The 18742-nt window shown below is 71.1% G+C and carries 18 protein-coding genes; 14 read left to right on the top strand and 4 right to left on the bottom strand.

The window, feature by feature from the left end:
• Positions 1 to 39: 39 nt before the first annotated feature.
• The 8 genes from ACZ7OY_RS17560 to ACZ7OY_RS17595 all read left to right on the top strand — a co-directional run bounded on the left by ACZ7OY_RS17560 (position 40) and on the right by ACZ7OY_RS17595 (position 7952).
• A complete protein-coding gene (locus tag ACZ7OY_RS17560) occupies positions 40 to 459 on the top strand; it encodes a TadE family protein (RefSeq protein WP_351606803.1) in 420 nt (139 codons plus the stop codon).
• A 117-nt stretch (positions 460 to 576) separates the two neighbouring features.
• On the top strand, positions 577 to 1011 hold the full coding sequence (locus ACZ7OY_RS17565) for a TadE/TadG family type IV pilus assembly protein (RefSeq protein ID WP_471912443.1): 435 nt from the start codon (positions 577 to 579) through the stop codon (positions 1009 to 1011).
• Between the two features lie 44 nt (positions 1012 to 1055).
• Positions 1056 to 1514 carry a TadE/TadG family type IV pilus assembly protein gene (locus ACZ7OY_RS17570; RefSeq protein WP_471912197.1) on the top strand — a complete coding sequence of 153 codons (459 nt, stop codon included), beginning with the start codon at positions 1056 to 1058 and terminating at the stop codon, positions 1512 to 1514.
• 47 nt (positions 1515 to 1561) lie between these two features.
• A complete protein-coding gene (locus ACZ7OY_RS17575) occupies positions 1562 to 2098 on the top strand; it encodes a hypothetical protein (protein ID WP_471912198.1) in 537 nt (178 codons plus the stop codon).
• 92 nt (positions 2099 to 2190) lie between these two features.
• The gene (locus ACZ7OY_RS17580) at positions 2191 to 5166 is read left to right on the top strand and encodes a BTAD domain-containing putative transcriptional regulator (RefSeq protein ID WP_471912199.1); all 2976 of its coding nucleotides are present in this window, start codon (positions 2191 to 2193) and stop codon (positions 5164 to 5166) included.
• Positions 5163 to 5897: a prepilin peptidase gene (locus tag ACZ7OY_RS17585; RefSeq protein ID WP_471912200.1), complete on the top strand. Its 735-nt coding sequence runs from the start codon at positions 5163 to 5165 to the stop codon at positions 5895 to 5897. The genes ACZ7OY_RS17580 and ACZ7OY_RS17585 overlap by 4 nt, the downstream gene beginning before the upstream one ends.
• Positions 5898 to 6088: 191 nt before the next feature.
• A complete protein-coding gene (mqnC, locus tag ACZ7OY_RS17590) occupies positions 6089 to 7303 on the top strand; it encodes a cyclic dehypoxanthinyl futalosine synthase (RefSeq protein ID WP_471912201.1) in 1215 nt (404 codons plus the stop codon).
• A gap of 7 nt (positions 7304 to 7310) precedes the next feature.
• Entirely contained in the window at positions 7311 to 7952 is a 642-nt protein-coding gene (locus ACZ7OY_RS17595; RefSeq protein WP_471912202.1) for an amidohydrolase family protein, read from the top strand.
• A 56-nt stretch (positions 7953 to 8008) separates the two neighbouring features.
• On the opposite strand, the gene ACZ7OY_RS17600 is transcribed toward ACZ7OY_RS17595, so the two are convergent.
• On the bottom strand, positions 8009 to 9061 hold the full coding sequence (locus tag ACZ7OY_RS17600) for a chitinase (RefSeq protein WP_471912203.1): 1053 nt from the start codon (positions 9059 to 9061) through the stop codon (positions 8009 to 8011).
• Between the two features lie 308 nt (positions 9062 to 9369).
• On the opposite strand from ACZ7OY_RS17600, the gene ACZ7OY_RS17605 reads away from it, so the two are divergent.
• Genes ACZ7OY_RS17605 through ACZ7OY_RS17620 form a run of 4 tightly spaced genes read left to right on the top strand, consistent with a single transcriptional unit; the run spans position 9370 to position 14251 of the window.
• Positions 9370 to 9771: a hypothetical protein gene (locus ACZ7OY_RS17605; RefSeq protein ID WP_471912204.1), complete on the top strand. Its 402-nt coding sequence runs from the start codon at positions 9370 to 9372 to the stop codon at positions 9769 to 9771.
• A 19-nt stretch (positions 9772 to 9790) separates the two neighbouring features.
• Positions 9791 to 12133 carry a bifunctional polysaccharide deacetylase/glycosyltransferase family 2 protein gene (locus ACZ7OY_RS17610; RefSeq protein ID WP_471912205.1) on the top strand — a complete coding sequence of 781 codons (2343 nt, stop codon included), beginning with the start codon at positions 9791 to 9793 and terminating at the stop codon, positions 12131 to 12133.
• The gene (locus ACZ7OY_RS17615; RefSeq protein ID WP_471912206.1) at positions 12130 to 13497 is read left to right on the top strand and encodes an acyltransferase family protein; all 1368 of its coding nucleotides are present in this window, start codon (positions 12130 to 12132) and stop codon (positions 13495 to 13497) included. Before ACZ7OY_RS17610 ends, ACZ7OY_RS17615 begins: the two co-directional genes overlap by 4 nt.
• Before the next feature lie 58 nt (positions 13498 to 13555).
• The gene (locus tag ACZ7OY_RS17620) at positions 13556 to 14251 is read left to right on the top strand and encodes a demethylmenaquinone methyltransferase (protein WP_471912207.1); all 696 of its coding nucleotides are present in this window, start codon (positions 13556 to 13558) and stop codon (positions 14249 to 14251) included.
• 56 nt (positions 14252 to 14307) lie between these two features.
• On the opposite strand, the gene ACZ7OY_RS17625 is transcribed toward ACZ7OY_RS17620, so the two are convergent.
• Together ACZ7OY_RS17625 and ACZ7OY_RS17630 are read right to left on the bottom strand one after the other, a co-directional pair.
• On the bottom strand, positions 14308 to 14646 hold the full coding sequence (locus tag ACZ7OY_RS17625; protein WP_385522133.1) for a PASTA domain-containing protein: 339 nt from the start codon (positions 14644 to 14646) through the stop codon (positions 14308 to 14310).
• 113 nt (positions 14647 to 14759) lie between these two features.
• On the bottom strand, positions 14760 to 15266 hold the full coding sequence (locus ACZ7OY_RS17630; RefSeq protein ID WP_471912208.1) for a GNAT family N-acetyltransferase: 507 nt from the start codon (positions 15264 to 15266) through the stop codon (positions 14760 to 14762).
• Between the two features lie 47 nt (positions 15267 to 15313).
• Here ACZ7OY_RS17630 and ACZ7OY_RS17635 point away from each other — a divergent pair, with 47 nt between their 5' ends.
• Complete coding sequence (locus tag ACZ7OY_RS17635; RefSeq protein WP_471912209.1) at positions 15314 to 16651, top strand: geranylgeranyl reductase family protein; 1338 nt, start codon at positions 15314 to 15316, stop codon at positions 16649 to 16651.
• A 131-nt stretch (positions 16652 to 16782) separates the two neighbouring features.
• Here the strand turns inward: ACZ7OY_RS17635 and ACZ7OY_RS17640 are convergent, their stop codons facing one another.
• The gene (locus ACZ7OY_RS17640) at positions 16783 to 17583 is read right to left on the bottom strand and encodes a C40 family peptidase (protein ID WP_471912210.1); all 801 of its coding nucleotides are present in this window, start codon (positions 17581 to 17583) and stop codon (positions 16783 to 16785) included.
• Between the two features lie 789 nt (positions 17584 to 18372).
• Here ACZ7OY_RS17640 and ACZ7OY_RS17645 point away from each other — a divergent pair.
• On the top strand, positions 18373 to 18732 hold the full coding sequence (locus tag ACZ7OY_RS17645; protein WP_007383963.1) for an NADH-quinone oxidoreductase subunit A: 360 nt from the start codon (positions 18373 to 18375) through the stop codon (positions 18730 to 18732).
• Positions 18733 to 18742: the final 10 nt, after the last annotated feature.

The raw sequence follows: 18742 nt of genomic DNA on the forward strand, positions 1-18742 counted from the left end.
CTCGTGGGCGTAGGCAGAGGGATACGCCGCAGGGTGGCGATGACGCGTGAGGCGGCATCCACCCGCGGCGACTCCGGCATGACGGCGATCGAGTTCGTGCTGCTCACTCCCGTCCTCTTCTTCATGATCTTCGCAACGGTGCAGTTCGCGCTGTACTTCTTCGCCGACCACGTGGCCCAGGCCGCCGCCCAGGCCGGGGCCCGCAAGGCCCGTGCCACCGCCGACGAGCACCCCGGCGAGTGGCGGGGCGAGGCGCGGGGCGTGGTGGACACCTACATCAGACAGCTCGGCCCGCAGCTCGTGCTCTCGCCCGACGTGTCGCTGCTCCAGCCGGAGCAGAACACCGTGGGCGTGGAGATCACGGCCCGGGTGCCGACGGTGTTCCCGGGGCTGGACCTGACGGTGCACGCGCAGTCGTCGGGACCGGTGGAGCGCTTCGTGCGGGACGGGGGGAACTAGATGGGCTCCTCGGTTCTCCGGCCGGGCAGGCGCCGTACGCAGGTCGCGCGGGGCACGTGGGGTACGCGGGTCGCGCAGGACATGCGGGACGTGCAGGACATGCGGGACGTTCAGGACATGTGGGGTGCGCCGGTCACGCCCGACGCGCCGGACGCGCGGGCCGGCGATCGCGGTCTGTCCACCGTCGAGGTCGTGATCCTGGCCCCGGTGATGATCCTGTTCATCCTGGTGCTGGTGGCCTTCGGGCAGCTGGTCGACGGCCGGGGCGCGCTCGACGGCGCGGCCCGGGACGCCGCCCGCGCGGGGTCGATCCAGAAGGACCACGGGACGGCCATGGCCGAGGCGCGCAGGGCCGCCGAGGCCGACCTGACGGACGTGTGCTCCGGCCCGGTGTCGGTGACCCAGACCAGCGCGGGCTTCGAGCCCGACACCATTTTCACGGTCCGGGTGAGCTGCGAGGTGCGCGGCCTGGCGATGCTGGGCCTGGACGTGCCGACCACGCTGACGGCGAGCTTCAGCTCACCCCTGGACCCGTTCCGGAGGACGGCGTGAGACTCACCCCTGGACCCGTTCCCGAGAGCGGTGTGAGAGGCCTCGTGCGCACAGGCCGCGGCTGGTGGGCCGCCAGGCGCCCGCGGCTGGACGACCGCGGCTCCGGAGCCGGCGCGGTCATTATCTTCGCCCTGGTCTTCCTGTCGCTGTCGGCCTTCGTCATCGACGGCGGCCTGTCCATCTCCAAGCGGGAACGGGCCGCCGACATCGCGGAACAGGCGGCCCGGTTCGCCGCCCAGGACATAGACCGCGGGTCCCTCTACGAGAACGAGAACGGCCCCGCGCCGATCAACTTCCAGAACTGCGACACACGGGTCAAGACCTTCGCCCGCGAGATGGACATGACCGGCGCGGACATCGCCGCCAGCCACTGTGTCGCGGCCGATGCCCAACGGGTGCAGGTCGAGATCCAGTTGACGTACTCGCCGGTCTTCACCGGAATGTTCTACGGCGGGAACGTGGTCGTCCACGGCCAGGCGGTGGCGGAGAACGAGGTCGGCTGACCGGCCCCGCCCCGCCGAGCAGCAGAAGCAGAGGAACGGAATCCCCCATGCGGTACGAAGAGAAGATCCCCAAGACATGGCTGACCGTCACCACGGTCCTCTACGTCGTCGGCATCGCCTGGATGGCCGTGGGCAGCCTGCCCGACGACCTCGGACTGTGGCTCGCGATGTCGGCGATGTTCCTGGTGCTGGTCTGGGTGCCCTTCAACGCGGTCCCGCTGTCGAAGTACGTCTACAACCGCATCCGGATCGACGGCGAGACCCTGCGGGTCGGCCGGGAGCGGATCGCGCTCGCCGACCTCGACCCCGCGTCCGTGCGGGCGGCCGCCGGGCAGCCGCAGCCGGGCCTGGTCCAGCGCCACGTGGCCGCCGCGGGCACCCTCGACGTCCCGGTGCCGGGCCTGCGCGCCGCCGATCTCGGCAACCCCCGTCTGGTGGGCGGCGGTTGGTCCGTCCCGATGGGCATGGACGGTGCGGTGCTCGCGACGCGGGGCGGTGAGGCGCTGATGATCCCGACCCGGGACCGTGCGGCGTTCCTCACCGCGCTCGGCGCGGCGCTCGGTGCCGACCAGGACAGGTCCTAGGGCGTTGTCGCCGCCCTTACCCGGTGTCAGCGGCAGTCCATAAGATTCAACGTAGTTCACCCCCGTCTCCACACCACCCCAGGACACCCGCCATGGCGCGACGCAGTACTCCAAGCTCCACGGGAAGCCCGGCCGGCCCGCGGAACCGCACTCCGCAGCCCGTGCGGCTGCGGCGGCGTACGTTCGGGGACTTCGTGAAGGCGTTCTTCGCCTTCGTCGCCCTGCTCGCGCTGGTCGTCGGCGTGCCCGGGGCGCTGGCCGTGGAGGTCGGGTGGCCGCTGCCCAGCGAGGCACCGAGCCTCGACTGGTTGCAGCAGGAGATAACCGTCACGACGTTCCTGCACATCCTGACCGTCGTGGTCTGGCTGGCCTGGGCGCAGTTCACCGCGTGCGTGCTCGTCGAGGTGAAGGCGGCGGTGTCGGGTGTGGGCGTGCCGGGGCGGGTGCCCGGCTCCGGGCCCAGCCAGCTGCTCGCCCGCCAGCTCGTCGCCGCGCTGCTGCTCGTCGGCGCCACGGCCGCCAGCTTCACCCCGGGCCTCTCGCAGCTCGGGCACGGCATCGAGGGCAACCAGAAGGGGACCGTGGCCGCCGCGCAGGCGACGCCCGGACTGTTCGCGCAGCAGCAGGAGCAGGCCGCGTCCACCGCCGCCGCCCTGGCCGAGCAGGCTTCCCACGCGCAGGCCGACGCCGACAGCGGTACGGCCAAGGCGGGCGCCACGAAGTTCTACCGGATCCAGCCTCCCGAGGGGCGCCACCACGACTCCCTGTGGGAGGTCGCTCAGCGTCACCTCGGCGACGGCCGCCGGTACAAGGAGATCTACCAGCTCAACAAGGACCGTGTGCAGCCGGACGGTTCGCGGCTGTCCGAGGCCAGTCTCATCAGGCCCGGCTGGATCATGGAGATGCCGGGGGACGCGCGGGGCGGTGACCTCGTGGAGATGCCGGACGCCGGGGCGGCGGTCTCGCCCGAGGTCCAGCAGCAGATCCACGACTACGCGAAGTCCGGCGACCACGCGAAGTCCGGGGACCAGGCACAGGGCGGGGACCAGGCACAAGGCGGGGAGCACGGGCCGGGGGCCGGTGGCTCCCAGGTGTCGCTGCCCGCGCAGCGGTCCGCGGGCGACGGCGCGCAGCAGCACGGGCAGACGCCCTCCGCCGACTCCGCCGACTCCGGCGACCAGGCCTTCGGACTGCCCGAGGCACTGCTCGGCGCGCCGCTGCTCGCCGCCGGTCTGCTCGGCGCGCTCGGCCGCCGGCGCCGGCAGGCGCTGTGGCAGTCGGCCATCGGGGCCGTCGGCGGCCGCCGCGGCATGGAGCCGCCGACCCCGACCGGCGACGCCCTGGACGTCCAGGACGCGCTGCTCGTCGGCGCCGACCCCGAGGGCGTACGGCTCCTCGACCGCTCGCTGCGCGGGCTGTCCGCGGCCCTCGCCGACGAGTCGCGCGCCCTGCCCACCGTGTACGCGGCCTGGCTCAGCAACGGTGACCTGCACCTCCAGCTCGCCCAGCCCGCGGGCAAGCCGCCCGCGCCGTGGCAGCTCGGCCAGGACCAGACCTTCTGGGTGCTGACCCGCGCCGACGCCGCGCGGTACGACGACCTCGACACCGCCGCCCCCTACCCCGGCCTGGTCAGCCTCGGCACCATGGACGACTCGCGGCTGCTGCTCAACCTGGAGGCCGTGCCCGGCATCGTCTCCCTGAGCGGCCGCGAGACCGACCGGGCCGCCGTGTTCGCCTCCGTCGCCGCCGAACTCGCCACCAACGGCTGGTCGGACCGGATGACCATCACGCTCGTCGGGTTCGGCGAGGACCTCACTCCGCTCGCGCCCAACCGGCTGCGTCACCTCGACGGCATCGAGGCGCTCGTCGAGGCCATGGAGGCGGAGACCCGGCAGCGCCGGGGCGCGCTCGGTGCCGCCGGGCACGACTCCGTCCTCACCGGGCGCACCGGCCCTGCCCAGCACACCCGTTGGGCTCCGCACCTGGTGCTGCTCGCCGCCCAGCCGTCCGTCGAGGACGCCGTCAAGCTGGCCGAACTGGCCGCCGACGCAAGCCGGCTGGGCATCGGCTATCTCGTCGGCACCGAGACCGGCCATCTGCCCGGTGCCGCCTGGGAGATGGAGATCAGCGGCGACGGCACCCTGCGCGCCCCGCTGCTCGGCCTGGAACTGGCCGCGCAGATGCTGCCGGTGGCCCAACAGCAGGCCGTCGTCGAGCTGTTCGTGCAGGCGGACCCCGAGCACGGCCCGGACGGGCCGACGACGACCCCGCCGTTCCTGGTCGACATCAGCGAGCAGGGCCGCCCGGCCGTGTACGCCCGCCTCGTGGGCTCGTACGAGATCATCGGTCTGGACGCCCCCGAGGACGAGCGCAGCGCGCTGCTGCACGAGGCGCTGGCCCTGTTGCTGCTGCACCGCGAGGGTGTGCACCCGCGGGTGCTGTCCTCCGCGCTGTGGCCGCGCGGGGTCACCGACGACGTGCGCGACGCGCTGATCGAGCGGCTGCGGGCCTGGCTCGGCACCGATCCGGACGGCTCGCCCCGGCTCACCGCCGACGCGACCGGTCGGCTCACCCTCGCCCGGTCCGTCGTCTCCGACCTGGACGTGCTGCGCTCCCTCTACCACGAGGCCACCCAGGGCAAGGGCGTCGACAGCCGGGTCGTGCGCGGCCGACTGCTCACGGACGCGCTGGTGCTGGTGCGCGGTCCGCTGCTCGCCGACCGGGCCGAGGGCCGCTACCGCTGGCTCACCCACGAGATCGTCGACGCCCAGCTGCCGCTGCTCGTCGCCGACATCGGGCTCGCGCTGTCCGAGTTCCACCTGGAGAAGGGCCGCGCGGAGAAGGCCATCGAGGCGCTGGACGCGGCCGTGCGGACCGCCTCGGCCGACGAGCGGCTCTGGCACGAGCTGCTGCGCGCCACGCACGCCGCCGGGGACACGGACCGGCTCACCGCGCTCGCCGCCGACCTCGTCGGGCGCAGCGGCGCGCGCGGTCTGCCGCCGCGCACCGAGGCGCTGCTCGACGAGCTGCTGCCGAGCTGGCGCGACGGCGTCGCCGCGGCGGGATGAGCACCACCGCGCTGGTCCTCGTCGCCGCCCTGTGGGGTGCGGCGACGGGGGCGCTGCTGCCCCGCGCCGCCCATCGCTTCTCCGTGCCGTCGGGTGAACCGTGGCGCCGGGAGTGTCCGGGCGGGCATCCGCTGCGCGGCTGGACCGGACGGGCGCGGTGCGCGCGCTGCCCGGGCGCCGAGGCCCGGTACGGGCCCGGCCCCGTGCTCCTGTCCCTGTCCACCGCCGCTGTCTGTGCCGCCCTCGCGGCCGCCACCGGCACCCGGCCCGAGCTCGCCGTCTGGCTGCTGCTGGCGCCGGTAGGGGTGCTGCTGGCGGTGGTCGACTTCCGGGTGCAGCGGCTGCCCGACGTCCTGACCCTGTCGCTCGCCGCCGCCGCCCTCGCCCTGCTCGGCGCGGCCGCCCTCGCGCCCGAGCACGCGGGCACCTGGCTCACCGCGCTGTACGGCGCCCTCGCCCTGGGCGGCGGCTACTTCGTGCTGTTCCTCGTGAACCCGGCCGGCATGGGCTTCGGCGATGTGAAGCTGGCGCTCGGCGCCGGGGCGGTCCTCGGCTGGTACGGCTGGCCGACGGTGCTGCTCGGCACCTTCGCCGGGTTCCTGTTCGGGGCCGTGTACGGGGGTGCCCTCGTCGTCGCGCGGCGCGCCGGGCGCAAGACGTCCATCGCGTTCGGGCCGTTCCTGATCGCGGGAGCGTTCACCGGGCTGCTGATCGGCGCGTACACGGCTTGAGGGCGAGTGCGTACACGGCTTGAGGGCGAGTGCGTGCGCGTACCGCCCTCGCGGCCACCGTCCTTCGCGGCGGGGCGCGGCTGCGTACGGCTGCGCGCGGCCCCGTACCGGACGGGTGCGGCCAGGGCGGGAAAGGGCCTGGCGTAGGCTGGTTCGGTCCGTCCACAACCCGTGACGAAGGGGATGCTCCGGTGACCGAGAAGGCCGAGCCCACGTCTTTTGATGTCACAGCCGTGCTCGACCGTGCGGCGGCGGGCGGACGCATCACGCCCGAGGAGGCGCTCGTCCTCTACCGCGACGCCCCGCTGCACGCGCTGGGCGCCGCCGCCGACGCCGTACGCCGCCGCCGGTACGCCGGCACCGAGCACATCGCGACGTACATCATCGAGCGCAACATCAACTACACGAACGTGTGCGTCACGGCGTGCCGGTTCTGCGCTTTCTACGCGGCCCCCAAGGACACCGACAAGGGCTGGACCCGCGACCTCGACGACATCCTGCGCCGCTGCGCGGAGACCGTCGAACTGGGCGGCACCCAGATCATGTTCCAGGGCGGCCACCACCCGGACTACGGCGTCGAGTACTACGAGAAGCACTTCTCGGCCATCAAGAAGGAGTTCCCGCAGCTCGTCATCCACAGCCTGGGGGCGAGCGAGGTCGAGCACATGGCCCGGATCTCGAAGGTGTCGGTCGAGGAGGCCATCACCCGCATCCACCAGGCCGGACTCGACTCCTTCGCGGGCGCCGGCGCCGAACTGCTCCCGGAGCGGCCGCGCAAGGCCATCGCCCCGCTGAAGGAGAGCGGCGAGCGCTGGCTGGAGATCATGGAGACCGCGCACAAGCTGGGCGTCGAGTCCACGTCCACGATGCTCATGGGCACCGGCGAGACCAACGCCGAGCGCATCGAGCACCTGCGGATGATCCGTGACGTCCAGGACCGTACGGGCGGCTTCCGGGCCTTCATCCCGTACACCTACCAGCCCGAGAACAACCACCTGAAGGGCCGCACCCAGGCCACGCTCTTCGAGTACCTGCGGATGATCGCCATCGCGCGGCTGTTCATGGACAACGTCGCCCACATCCAGGGCTCGTGGCTGACCACCGGCAAGGAGGTCGGCCAACTGTCCCTGCACTACGGCGCGGACGACCTCGGTTCGATCATGCTGGAGGAGAACGTCGTCTCCTCCGCCGGTGCCAAGCACCGCTCGAACCGCCTGGAGATCATCGACCTGATCCGCAAGGCGGGCCGGGTCCCGGCCCAGCGGACCACGACGTACGAGCACATCGTGGTGCACGACGACCCGGCGAACGACCCCGTGGACGAGCGCGTCATGTCGCACATCTCCTCCACGGCGATCGAGGGCGGCACGGCACATCCCGAGCTGAAGCTGCTCGCCTCCAACTGACCCGCACGTGCTGACGATCCACGCCGCCGATCTGCTGGTCCCGGGGGACCGGCGGCCCGCCCTGCCGGACGGCGCGGTGCTCGTCGACGGCCGGGAGCTGGCGGCCGTCGGCCCGTACGCGGAGCTGGCGGCCGGGCACCCGACGGCCCGCGTCCGCCGCTGGCCGGGACTGCTCATGCCGGGACTGCTGAATCCGTACGGGCCCGAACTGCTGGAGCGGGCCTACCATCCCGACCCGCGCGAGGCCGACGAACTGGGCACCGAGCCGCTCACCGGCGAGGCGCTGGCCGCGCTGGCGCCCACCGACACCCGCTGGGGTGCGAGCGCCCGGCGCGGCGTGCAGCGGATGCTGGCGCACGGAACCGTCGCGGTGGCGGGGGCGTTGACCCGGCCCGCCGTGCTGGACGCGGTGCGCCGGGCGGGGCTGCTCACCGTGCCGCGCCCGGCGCCTCCCGCCGGGGCGCCCTCCCTGGATCCGCTGGCCTGCGCCGGGAGTGCGGCGGAAGCCCGTGTGGGGCCACTGCTGCCCGCCGGTGTCGCGACGTTCGCCGTCTTCGACGTCCCGGACGAGGCCGCGCTGCTGGAGCGCGGGGCCGGGACCTGTGTGGCGACCGTCGTCGCGGGACGGCTGGTACACCGGCGCAGGTGACCTCCGGCGCCCCGGATGGCGCCCACGCCGGTGATCCCGGACCCAGCCCTCAGCCCTCAGCCCGAGAACGCCTCCGCGAACGCCCCCGAACTCTGCTTCACCCCGCTGCAGTCGGTCGCCGCGTCGTCCTGCGCGGCCCGGCCGTCCTCGCACTGCTGGTCGCGGAAGGTGGACCACATGGACACCCAGGCGATCTGCTTCTCCTCGGCGAACGTCCGCACCTGGGCCGCGTCCGACAGCGAGAACGTCTCGTTGGCGACGTCGTTCACGCCGAGCATCGAGGTCAGGGCCATCCCCCGCCAGGCGGCCGCGTCGGACAGCCCGAACACCTCCTTCAGCTGGGTGTGGGTGGCCTTGGCCGAGGTGAGGGCGTAGTCGCCCATGTCGGCGGTGTACGACTCGCCGTAGTTCATCGTCATGATGTTCACGACGGAGACCTGGACGTCGTACTTGTTCGCGGACTTCAGCAGCGCCAGGCCGTCGGCGTCGAGGCCGCTCGGCATGACCGGGAGGGTGAAGGACACCCGCAGGCCGGGCCGGTCCTTCTGCAGCTCGGCGATCGCCCGGGAGCGCAGGGCGACCGAGCCGGAGTCGGCCAGCTGGGTGCCCTCGACGTCGAAGTCGGCCAGGGTCGCCCCCGCCGCGTCCAGCGCCTGGCCGTAGGCGTCCGCCAGCTTCGAGGCGCTGTCGCAGACCGACGCCAGTTCCTTGCCGGAGGCCCCGCCGAAGGAGACGCGCACGCGCGCGCCGGACTTCGTCAGCTTCGCGATCCGGGACTTCACCGCCGGGTCCCCGATGGCCGTGGTGCCGTTCCACTTCGGCGTACAGCTGCTGCCGTCCGAGATCACGAAGGCCAGGTTGTACGTCGTCGGGGAGCCGGCCGAGTCGTTGGCGGAGGCCTCTTCGGCGCTGACGTACGGCTCGTACGACGGGGTCTGTGCGTCACCCCCCGAACCCTTGTCCGAAGTGGCCGCCGAGGGGGAGGAGTCGGACTGTCGCGGCGCCGCGGGTGCCGCGTCCGACGTGCCGCCGGACCCCGCGGAGCAGCCCGCCGTGGCCATGGCAAACAGGCAGGCCAGCCCGGCCATCGGCCGCAGAAAACTCCTCATTGCGTATGCACCCGCTCTCGTGATTTCTGTCTCAGGATGGAAACAAAGCGTGATTGCCGTATGGAAATGTCTCACATCACGCTGTGGTCTTACGCGCACAGTGATCTCACAGGAATTTCATGGAAAGGTCTGGGCAAGCTCCGCGAAACGCCCGTACGAAAGGGGCATTCGAGTCACCCGGACGGATGTAGGGGAGCGCTTGGATTTACGAGTTCTCTTGGCGAAAAGACAGGTTGGAGTGCCTCTCATGGTGGGCTCATAGGGAAGCCAAAGGGGTTGGCACATAAAGCGTCCCTAATATCCGTGGAATGCATTCAGAGACTGCCATCGAAAGTCGTGGCGCCAACCGTGGTCGCCGTCGCAAACGCGGCAACGCCTCCGCCGAGGGGCCCGTGTTCGTTGACAACTCAGGACGCAGATCGAAGCTGCTGCGTCGGATCGGCATCCTCCTCGGCGTGGTCTGCCTCGCGTACGCGGGCGTGCTCGGCGCCGCCTTCATGGGGTGGGGCACCTCGCTGAACCCGTCCTCGCTGCTGCCGTTCGGGGGTACCGCGCAGGGCGTGCAGGGTCCCGGCGGTCTGCGGCCGGACGGCGGCGTCGGCAACCGGATCGACCGCCCCGTCGGCACCCCGTCGGCACTGCCCTCGGGCGCCGCCGACCCGTCCGCGTCCGCGGACCCGACCTCGTCCGCCGTCGCGGCCGCCAACTGACGGGAACGCAGCCAGCCTCATGACGATCACGACTTCCCCCCGCGGCCGGCGCCGCGCCCCCACCCGGATCGAGCGGGCGGCCGGCCGGGCCGCGGCGCTCCAGAAACCCCGCGTCATCCTCGCGCTGCTGCTCCTGCTCGCCCTGACGTGCGTGATGCTGCTCGACGGCTATCTGCGCGCCGAGGTCGGCGGCGACGAGCGGGTGCGTGACGGGGCGAGCGCCAGCAAGGTCCCCGAGAAGATCCTCGACGGCGGCCCCATCCTCACCTTCCGGGGCGGGCAGGCCACGAGCGTCTCGGTGCCCGACAAGACGATCGCCCTCACCTTCGACGACGGCCCGAACCCCACCTGGACGCCCCAGGTCCTGAAGATCCTTCAGGAGAACGACGTGCCCGGCACGTTCTTCCTGGTCGGCTCGATGGTCTCGCGCTATCCGGGCATCGTGAAGACCATGGTCGATCAGGGCAACGAGGTCGGAATCCATACTTTCACCCATGTCGACCTTTCGTACCAGAGTGGCACCCGGGTCGACCGGGAAATGGAACAGACGCAACTCGCCCTGGCGGGTGCGGCCGGCATCACGACGACGTTGTTCCGCGCGCCGTACTCCTCCGAGACGGACGCGATCGACAACTACAGCTGGCCGGTCTACAAGAGGCTCGGCGAGGACGGCTACACCAGCGTCTTCGTCGACACCGACAGCGACGACTGGAAGCGGCCGGGCGTCTCGAAGATCATCCAGTGGGCGACGCCGAGCGGCACCGACGGCGCGTCGGTCCTGTTCCACGACGCGGGTGGCGAGCGCTCCCAGACGATCGAGGCGCTGCCGAAGTACATCAAGAAGATGAAGGCGAAGGGCTACACCTTCACCACCATCAGCGGCGTCATGCAGCAGGACGCCGCGGCGGGGCGGGGGACGACCGCGGGAGCCGGTGCGGGCCGGGAGCAGGCGGCGGGTGCCGCGCAGGCCGGAGCGACCGGTGGGCAGCCGGCCGGGAACCTGCCGAACGGCGACGCCGGCACCACCGGCTCCGGCAGCACCACCACCGGTCTCCAGGCGGCGCACCGGGAAGCCACCGGCGCCACCCTCTACGAGGGCAAGGCCCTGATCGTGGCGGTGGCCGTCGCCGAGTGGACGGTGCCCGTGCTCTCGGTCGGGCTCATGGTCGTGGGCGTCGCCGTCATGGGCCGTTTCGGGATGATGCTGATCCTCGCCCGCCGGCACTACCGGCAGCGCAACAGACGCCGGTTCGGCTGGGGGCCCACGGTGACCCGGCCGGTGAGCGTGATCGTCCCGGCGTACAACGAGAAGGAGTGCATCGCCAACACGCTGAAGTCGCTGGCACAGAGCACCCATCCGATCGAGATCATCGTCGTCGACGACGGTTCCACGGACGGCACCTCCGAGATCGCCCGCGCCGCCGCCGAGTCGCTCGGCATGACGAACGTCCGGGTGGTCCGCCAGGAGAACGCGGGCAAGCCTGCCGCCCTCAACAACGGTGTGCGCAGCGCCAGTCACGACATCGTGGTGATGATGGACGGCGACACCGTCTTCGAGCCGGACGCCGTGCACCAGCTCGTCCAGCCCTTCGCCGACCCGGCGGTCGGCGCGGTCGCGGGCAACGCCAAGGTCGGCAACCGCGACACGGTCATCGGCGCCTGGCAGCACATCGAGTACGTGATGGGCTTCAACCTCGACCGCCGCATGTACGACCTGCTGCGCTGCATGCCCACCATCCCCGGCGCGATCGGCGCGTTCCGCAGGGACGCCGTGCTGGAGGTCGGCGGGATGAGCGAGGACACCCTCGCCGAGGACACCGACATCACCATCGCCATGCACCGCGCCGGCTGGCGGGTCGTCTATCAGGAGCACGCCAAGGCCTGGACGGAGGCGCCCGGTTCGCTCAAGCAGCTGTGGTCCCAGCGCTACCGCTGGTCGTACGGCACCATGCAGGCGCTGTGGAAGCACCGCAAGTCCCTGACGGACAAGGGGCCGTCGGGCCGCTTCGGCAGGGTCGGCATGCCGCTGGTGGTGATCTTCCAGATCGTCACCCCGGTCTTCGCGCCGCTCATCGACGTGTTCACCGCCTACTCGATGATCTTCATCGACTTCCGGGCGGCCCTGCTGGCCTGGCTGGCGGTGCTGGCGGTCCAGCTGACGTGCGCGGCGTACGCGTTCCGTCTCGACCGGGAGAAGTACCGCTACCTGCTGATGATGCCGCTCCAGCAGCTGGCCTACCGCCAGATGATGTACCTCGTCCTCATCCACTCCTGCATCACCGCCCTGACCGGCGGCCGGCTGCGGTGGCAGAAGCTCAAGCGCACCGGCGAGGTCGGCACCCCGGCGGGGGTCGGCCGATGAGCTGGGGAGCGGAGCAGCAGCCGTACCGTCAGGGGTATCCGCAGCAGGGGTACGGGCAGCAGCCGCAGCAGCAGCCCGGGTACGGCTACGGGTACGAGCAGGGCTACGGGCAGGGTTACGGCTACGGCGGTCAGGAGCCGCAGCAGCAGTACGTACGGCAGCCGTACGCCCAGCCGCACACGGGGTACGGGCCGCAGCAGCCGGCGGCCGACCCGACGGCGCCGCCGCCCCCGGTGGAGTCCGGGCCCGAGCCCGAGGCGGACGTGGCGCCGGAGACCGCTGCCGAGGCCCCCGCTGTCGCGGAGGAGCCGCCCCCGCCCGCGCCGAGGCCGGCCGGCCGCGACCGTTACTTCGACACCCTGCGCGCCGTGGCGCTGGTGCGCGTGGTCACCTATCACACCTTCGGGTGGGCCTGGGCGGGGATGGTCTTCCCCTCGATGGGGATCATGTTCGGTCTGGCCGGCACCCTGATGGCGAAGTCCCTGGAGCGCCCCGCGCCCAAGGTGGTGAGGAGCCGGCTGCGCAGGCTGCTGCCGCCGTTCTGGTTCTGGGGCTTCTTCGTGGTCCTCGCGATGCTGGTCCACGACTGGATGCCGGGCTGGCAGATCGTCTACTGGATCGTGCCGCTGGGCGACCCGCCGGGCAACGCCTGGGGCACGCAGGCCTGGGAGATCCTCTGGTACCTGCGGACGTATCTGTGGTTCGTCCTGCTCTCCCCGCTGCTGCTGAAGGTGTTCCGGCTGGCCCCGGTACCGGTCCTGCTGGCCTCCCTCGCCCCGATCGCGGTCCTCCAGCTCGTCTGGACACCGCCCGACGGCCGGTTCGGCAGCGCCCTGTGGGACCTGGCGACGTACCTGTTCTGCTGGATCCTCGGCTTCGCGCACCGCGACGGCGTGCTCCAGCGGCTGCGGCCGGCCGTGGTCGTCGTGCTCTCGCTCGCCGCGATCGGCTTCGGCGGCTGGTACGCCTTCGCGCACCAGGGCGAGTTCGGCACCTACGACCTGGACGAGATACCGCTCGCCCAGGCCTTCTGGTCGGCCGGGTTCGTGACGTTGCTGATGTACTTCAAGGCGCGCTTCGAGGTCGACTTCGCCGGCCTCGCCCGGTTCCGGCGGCTGGACCGGATCGTGACCGTCTTCAACGCCCGCGCGGTGACGATCTACCTGTGGCACGAGATAGCGCTGATCCTCGCCGTCCCGCTGATAGACCGGTTCTGGGACGTGCCCGCGTTCGAGAAGTGGCTGCCGCTGGAGAGCCAGTGGTTCATGTTCGGCGTCGGCTGGATCCTGATAGCGCTCTTCGTGCTGCTCTGCGGGTGGGTCGAGGACGTGGCGGCGAGGAAGAGGCCGAGGCTGCTGCCGTGACACGTCGGAGGGTGGGCCGGGCGCGGGTGTGTCCGGCCCGTACTGCCACAATGGGCCGGTGACCCGCGCATCCTTGGACAAGCAGCCGCACGAAGTCGCCTCGATGTTCGACAACGTGGCGGAACGGTACGACCTCACCAACGACGTGCTGTCCCTCGGCCAGGACCGGCGCTGGCGCAAGGAGGTCGCCAGGGCGGTGGACGCCCGCCCCGCCCAGAAGGTCCTCGACCTGGCCGCCGGTACGGCGACGTCGTCGCTGCCCTTCGCCCGCACCGGCGCCTACGTCGTCCCCTGCGACTTCTCCCTCGGCATGCTCCAGGTCGGCAAGAAGCGCAACGCCTGGCTGCCGTTCACGGCCGGCGACGCGACCCGGCTGCCCTTCAAGGACGACACCTTCGACGCCGTCACGATCTCCTTCGGACTGCGCAACGTGCAGGACACCGACGCCGCCCTGCGCGAGATGTACCGGGTGACCAAGCCCGGTGGCCGCGTGGTGATCTGCGAGTTCTCCCACCCGACCTGGGCGCCGTTCCGTACGGTCTACACCGAGTACCTGATGCGGGCGCTGCCGCCGGTCGCCCGCGCGGTCTCCTCCAACCCCGACGCGTACGTCTACCTCGCCGAGTCCATCCGTGCCTGGCCCGACCAGTCCGGGCTCGCCGCGCGGCTGCGCGGGGCCGGCTGGTCGCAGGTCGCCTGGCGCAACCTGAGCGGTGGCATCGTCGCGCTGCACCGGGGCTTCAAGCAGGCCTGAGGCGGGCGGCCGCTCCCGCCGGGCCGCACGCCACCATGGCGCATCCCGCCCGGCTGCTACCTGGTCACCTCGAAGGCGCCGCCCGGCTCGCCCAACTCGCGCTGCATCCCGCCCCCGGTGGGGTTCGGGATCCGCGGCTCGCGCACGCCCGCGCCTCCGCCGCCCTCGCCCTCGCCGAGGTCGAACCACACGGTCACGACGACGCCGCGCGGCACCTCGACACCGGGCGGCGGGTACTGCCGTACGACGTAGTCGACGACGGTGCGATGGAATTCGGGCCGGTCGGGTGCGGCCAGCAGCAATCCGTGGGCCACGGCGGCCTCGCGGGCGTCCACGGCCATGAGGCCGACGAGCTTGGGCACGCGCACTTCGGGTGTTTTGGGTGTTAAGCGCACAGATGTCACCCCCAGCGGTACTGGCAGAGTAACCGCCCGAGGGTGCCGTCCGGAAGCGTCAAGTGGCTTTCTGTAACGAATACTTACTTAGCGTTACCTGTCGCCACCGGGGCTCACAGCGCGAGCCGGTAGCAGTGCCCCTCCTTCTTCGAGGTCGGGGTCGTGAACACCTCGGCGAGGCTCATGCCCAGCCGCCGGGTGACCGCGATCGACCGGGCGTTCTGGGAGAGCACCATCGCCACCACGTTCGGCACCCCCGCCGCACGCACCCGCTCCAGCGTCATCTGCGCGGCCGCGGTCACGTACCCCTTGCCCCAGTGCTCCCGGCCGAGCCGCCAGCCGATCTCGATCTCGCCCTTCGGCCCCCACTCCTGCGGCCACGGCTGAGCCCCGGTGAAGCCGATGACCCGGCCGGATTCGTCCAGCATCGTCCACAGGCAGAAGCCGCGTTCGGCGTCGTGCCGGCGCTGGCGGGCCGTGAGTTCCTCGTAGACGTACAACTCCGAGGATCTGCCGCCGTGGAACTCCATGACATCGGGGTCGTCGAAGATCCGATGCCAGGCGACGGCGTCCTCGTCGGTGGGGACACGCAGGTGTACGACGGGCAGAGGTCGGTTCACGGGGCAGCCCTTCAGCCGGGTGATCAATTCTGCTGAATAGACTGCCCATGTCCAGTGCCGGTCGGCACGCAGATTTTGAACCTTGGGGAGATCCCGCCGTGACCGAGCCACTCTCCGACAACACCGCCGATGTGATCGTCGTGGGCGCGGGGCCGGCCGGCTCCGCCACCGCCTACCATCTGGCCCAGGCCGGCCTCGACGTACTCCTGCTGGAGAAGACCGAGTTCCCGCGCGAGAAGGTCTGCGGCGACGGACTCACGCCGCGCGCCGTCAAGCAACTCGTCGGGATGGGCATCGACATCTCGGAGGAGGCCGGCTGGCTCCGCAACAAGGGGCTCAGGATCATCGGCGGAGGCGTCCGCCTCCAGCTCGACTGGCCGGAACTCGCCTCCTTCCCCGACTACGGGCTCGTCCGCAAGCGCGACGACTTCGACGAGCAACTCGCCCGCCAGGCCCAGAAGGCGGGCGCCCGCCTGTTCGAGCGCTGCAACGTCTCCGGCCCGGTCGTCGACGACCGCACCGGCCGGATCATCGGCGTGACGGCCAAGCTCGGCGAGGAGAAGCGGGAGGTCACCTTCCACGCCCCGCTGGTGGTGGCCGCGGACGGCAACTCCACCCGGCTGTCCCTGGCGATGGGACTGCACCGCCGCGAGGACCGCCCGATGGGCGTCGCGGTGCGCACGTACTTCACCTCGCCGCGCCACGAGGACGACTACCTGGAGTCCTGGCTGGAACTGTGGGACCGCCGCGGTCCCGGCGAGGACCGGCTGCTGCCCGGCTACGGCTGGATCTTCGGCATGGGCGACGGCACGTCGAACGTCGGTCTGGGCGTGCTCAACACCTCGGACTCCTTCAAGGAACTCGACTGGCGCGAGGTCCTCAAGGCCTGGTGCGCGTCGATGCCCGAGGACTGGGGCTACACCCCGGACAACATGACCGGCCCGATCCGCGGCGCGGCCCTGCCCATGGCCTTCAACCGCCAGCCCCACTACACCAAGGGCCTGCTCCTCGTCGGCGACGCCGGCGGCCTGGTGAACCCCTTCAACGGGGAGGGCATCGCCTACGCCATGGAGTCCGGCCAGATCGCGGCCGACGTCATCGTCCAGGCCCACGCCCGCTCCACCCCCGGGCAGCGCGAGATCGCCCTCCAGCACTACCCGCGCGTCCTCAAGGACACCTACGGCGGCTACTACACGCTGGGCCGCGCCTTCGTGAAGCTCATCGGCAACCCGAAGGTCATGAAGATCGCGGCCCAGCGCGGTCTGACCCACCCGATGCTGATGAAGTTCACTCTCAAGCTCCTCGCCAACCTCACCGACCCGACCGGCGGCGACGCGATGGACCGCATCATCAACGGCCTGAGCAAGGTGGCCCCGAAGGCCTGACCCGGGGGAGAGGGGTCCCGGCCGAGGGCCGGGGCCCCTTCACACGCCGGCGCGCGGTACGGACATGCCGGAAGGGCCGCTGCCCCCGAGCGGCTGCGGCCCTTCACCCCGTACGGCTGTGCGTGCCCGCGTCAGAGCATGCGCACCGCGCCGCTCGGCGGGTCGTACGACAGGGGCTTCATCACGACGCCCGTGGACGGGTTCTGCGCGCCGACGAACATGCCGTCACCGACGTACACCGCCACGTGGTACGCGCTGCCCGCGCTGCCCCAGTACAGGATGTCGCCCGGCTGGAGGTTGCTCAGCGAGACCTGGGTGCCGGCGACCGACTGGTCCTGGGAGACGCGCGGCAGGTCGATGCCGACCTGCTTGAAGGCGGCCTGCACCAGACCCGAGCAGTCCCACGAGTTGGGGCCGGTGCCGCCGGAGACGTAGGCGTCGCCGATCTGGGCCTTGACGAAGGCGATGACGGCCGCGGCCGAACCGGTCGCCGTCGACGTGCTCGCCTGCGTGGCCGTGGAGGCGCTGAGCGTGTCCCGCGCCGAGTCGCGCGAAGCGCGCTCCGCGGCGGCCTTGCGGGCCGTCTCGGCAGCCTTCTTCCTGGCCGCCTCGGCCTTCTGCTTCGCCTGGGCCAGGTCCGCCTTGGCCTGCTTCGCGGCACTCGCCGCGGCAGCGTCACGCTCGGCCTGGAGCTGGTAGTCCGCGGCGGCCTGCTGCGTGGCGTCCGCGGACTGGGCGATCTGGGCGACCAGGTCGCCGGTGAGGGTGGGCATTTCGAAGGTCTGCGTCACCGGCTCGGCCGCGTTGGCCGCGCCCGATGCCGCGACGGCCAGGGTGCCGAGGACGCCGCCGGCGACTCCGGCCCGCATCGCGATCGTCGACGCGCTGCGGCGGGGCTTCCGGTGGCTGCGTATGTGAGCGGTGTGGGACATGGGTACTAGCGGTATCAGGGGCTCCTCCATACCTTCAAGCAACGTGTGCTGCGCCACAATTGTTCAACGGGTCCCCTCAATACCGTTCGCGCCACTCCTTATTGACGCCGTAACGGACATTGTGGACACAGGTGATCAAGCCTGTGATCACGGTCTTTCGCGGTTACGTCCGAATTGCCCGCGACCTACCATCGCCGAAGACCGTTGGCCAAGCCCGGTTCTCATGGATCTTTCATGAATGTGGTGGAGGTCACGGAACGGTCACCGGGGCGGCCGCGTCTCGCGCGGGCACGGCTTCCCCGTGCGCCGGGCGGCGCTCTCCGTACGTCGACGGTTCGCGCCCGGATGAGCTCGTGAACGCATGCACGCGTCCACATCGCGTGACGCAGCTCCCCTGATGTGTGAATGACGCCCTTTATCAAGGGGCCGGACCCGGCGCCAATTTGCATGCAAGGGAAGCCTCTTGATATTGAGACGCCCTCGATCACCTGCGCAGATGCGGGAAAATGTCACCTCTGGTGACCACTCGGACGCTTCACGTGTGAAGATCACCGCTCATCCGACTTCATGATCCTTCGTCAGGTGGTGGAGATCACAAAGCTTGTGCAATACCCCGTGTCGCAGATCACAGACCGGCAGGCATAGGATGCGAGGCGGTTGGGCTTGTGACCTGCTTCACATGTTCGCGATCTTCGCCCGGACGAGCGAGGTTCGCGGGACAGGTGAGGCGGGTTCCCGGGCCCGACGCAACCGCCACCAGTCAGTGCCGACTGAGAGGAGCGAGGAGCGGTGAACGCGTATGCGCCCATCCTCGTACTGGGAGCCCTCGGGGCAGGCTTTGCGATCTTCTCCGTGGTCATGGCCACGCTGATCGGTCCGAAGCGGTACAACCGGGCCAAGCTCGAGGCCTACGAGTGCGGCATCGAGCCGACCCCCACGCCGGCCGGCGGCGGGCGCTTCCCCATCAAGTACTACCTGACGGCGATGCTCTTCATCGTCTTCGACATCGAGATCGTCTTCCTCTACCCGTGGGCCGTCACCTTCGACGCCCTGGGTGTGTTCGGGCTCGTGGAGATGCTGCTCTTCGTGCTCACCGTCTTCGTCGCCTACGCGTATGTGTGGCGGCGCGGCGGCCTGGAATGGGACTGAGGGGCCAAGG

It is taken from the genome of Streptomyces sp. NPDC107559 (genome assembly GCF_055657365.1).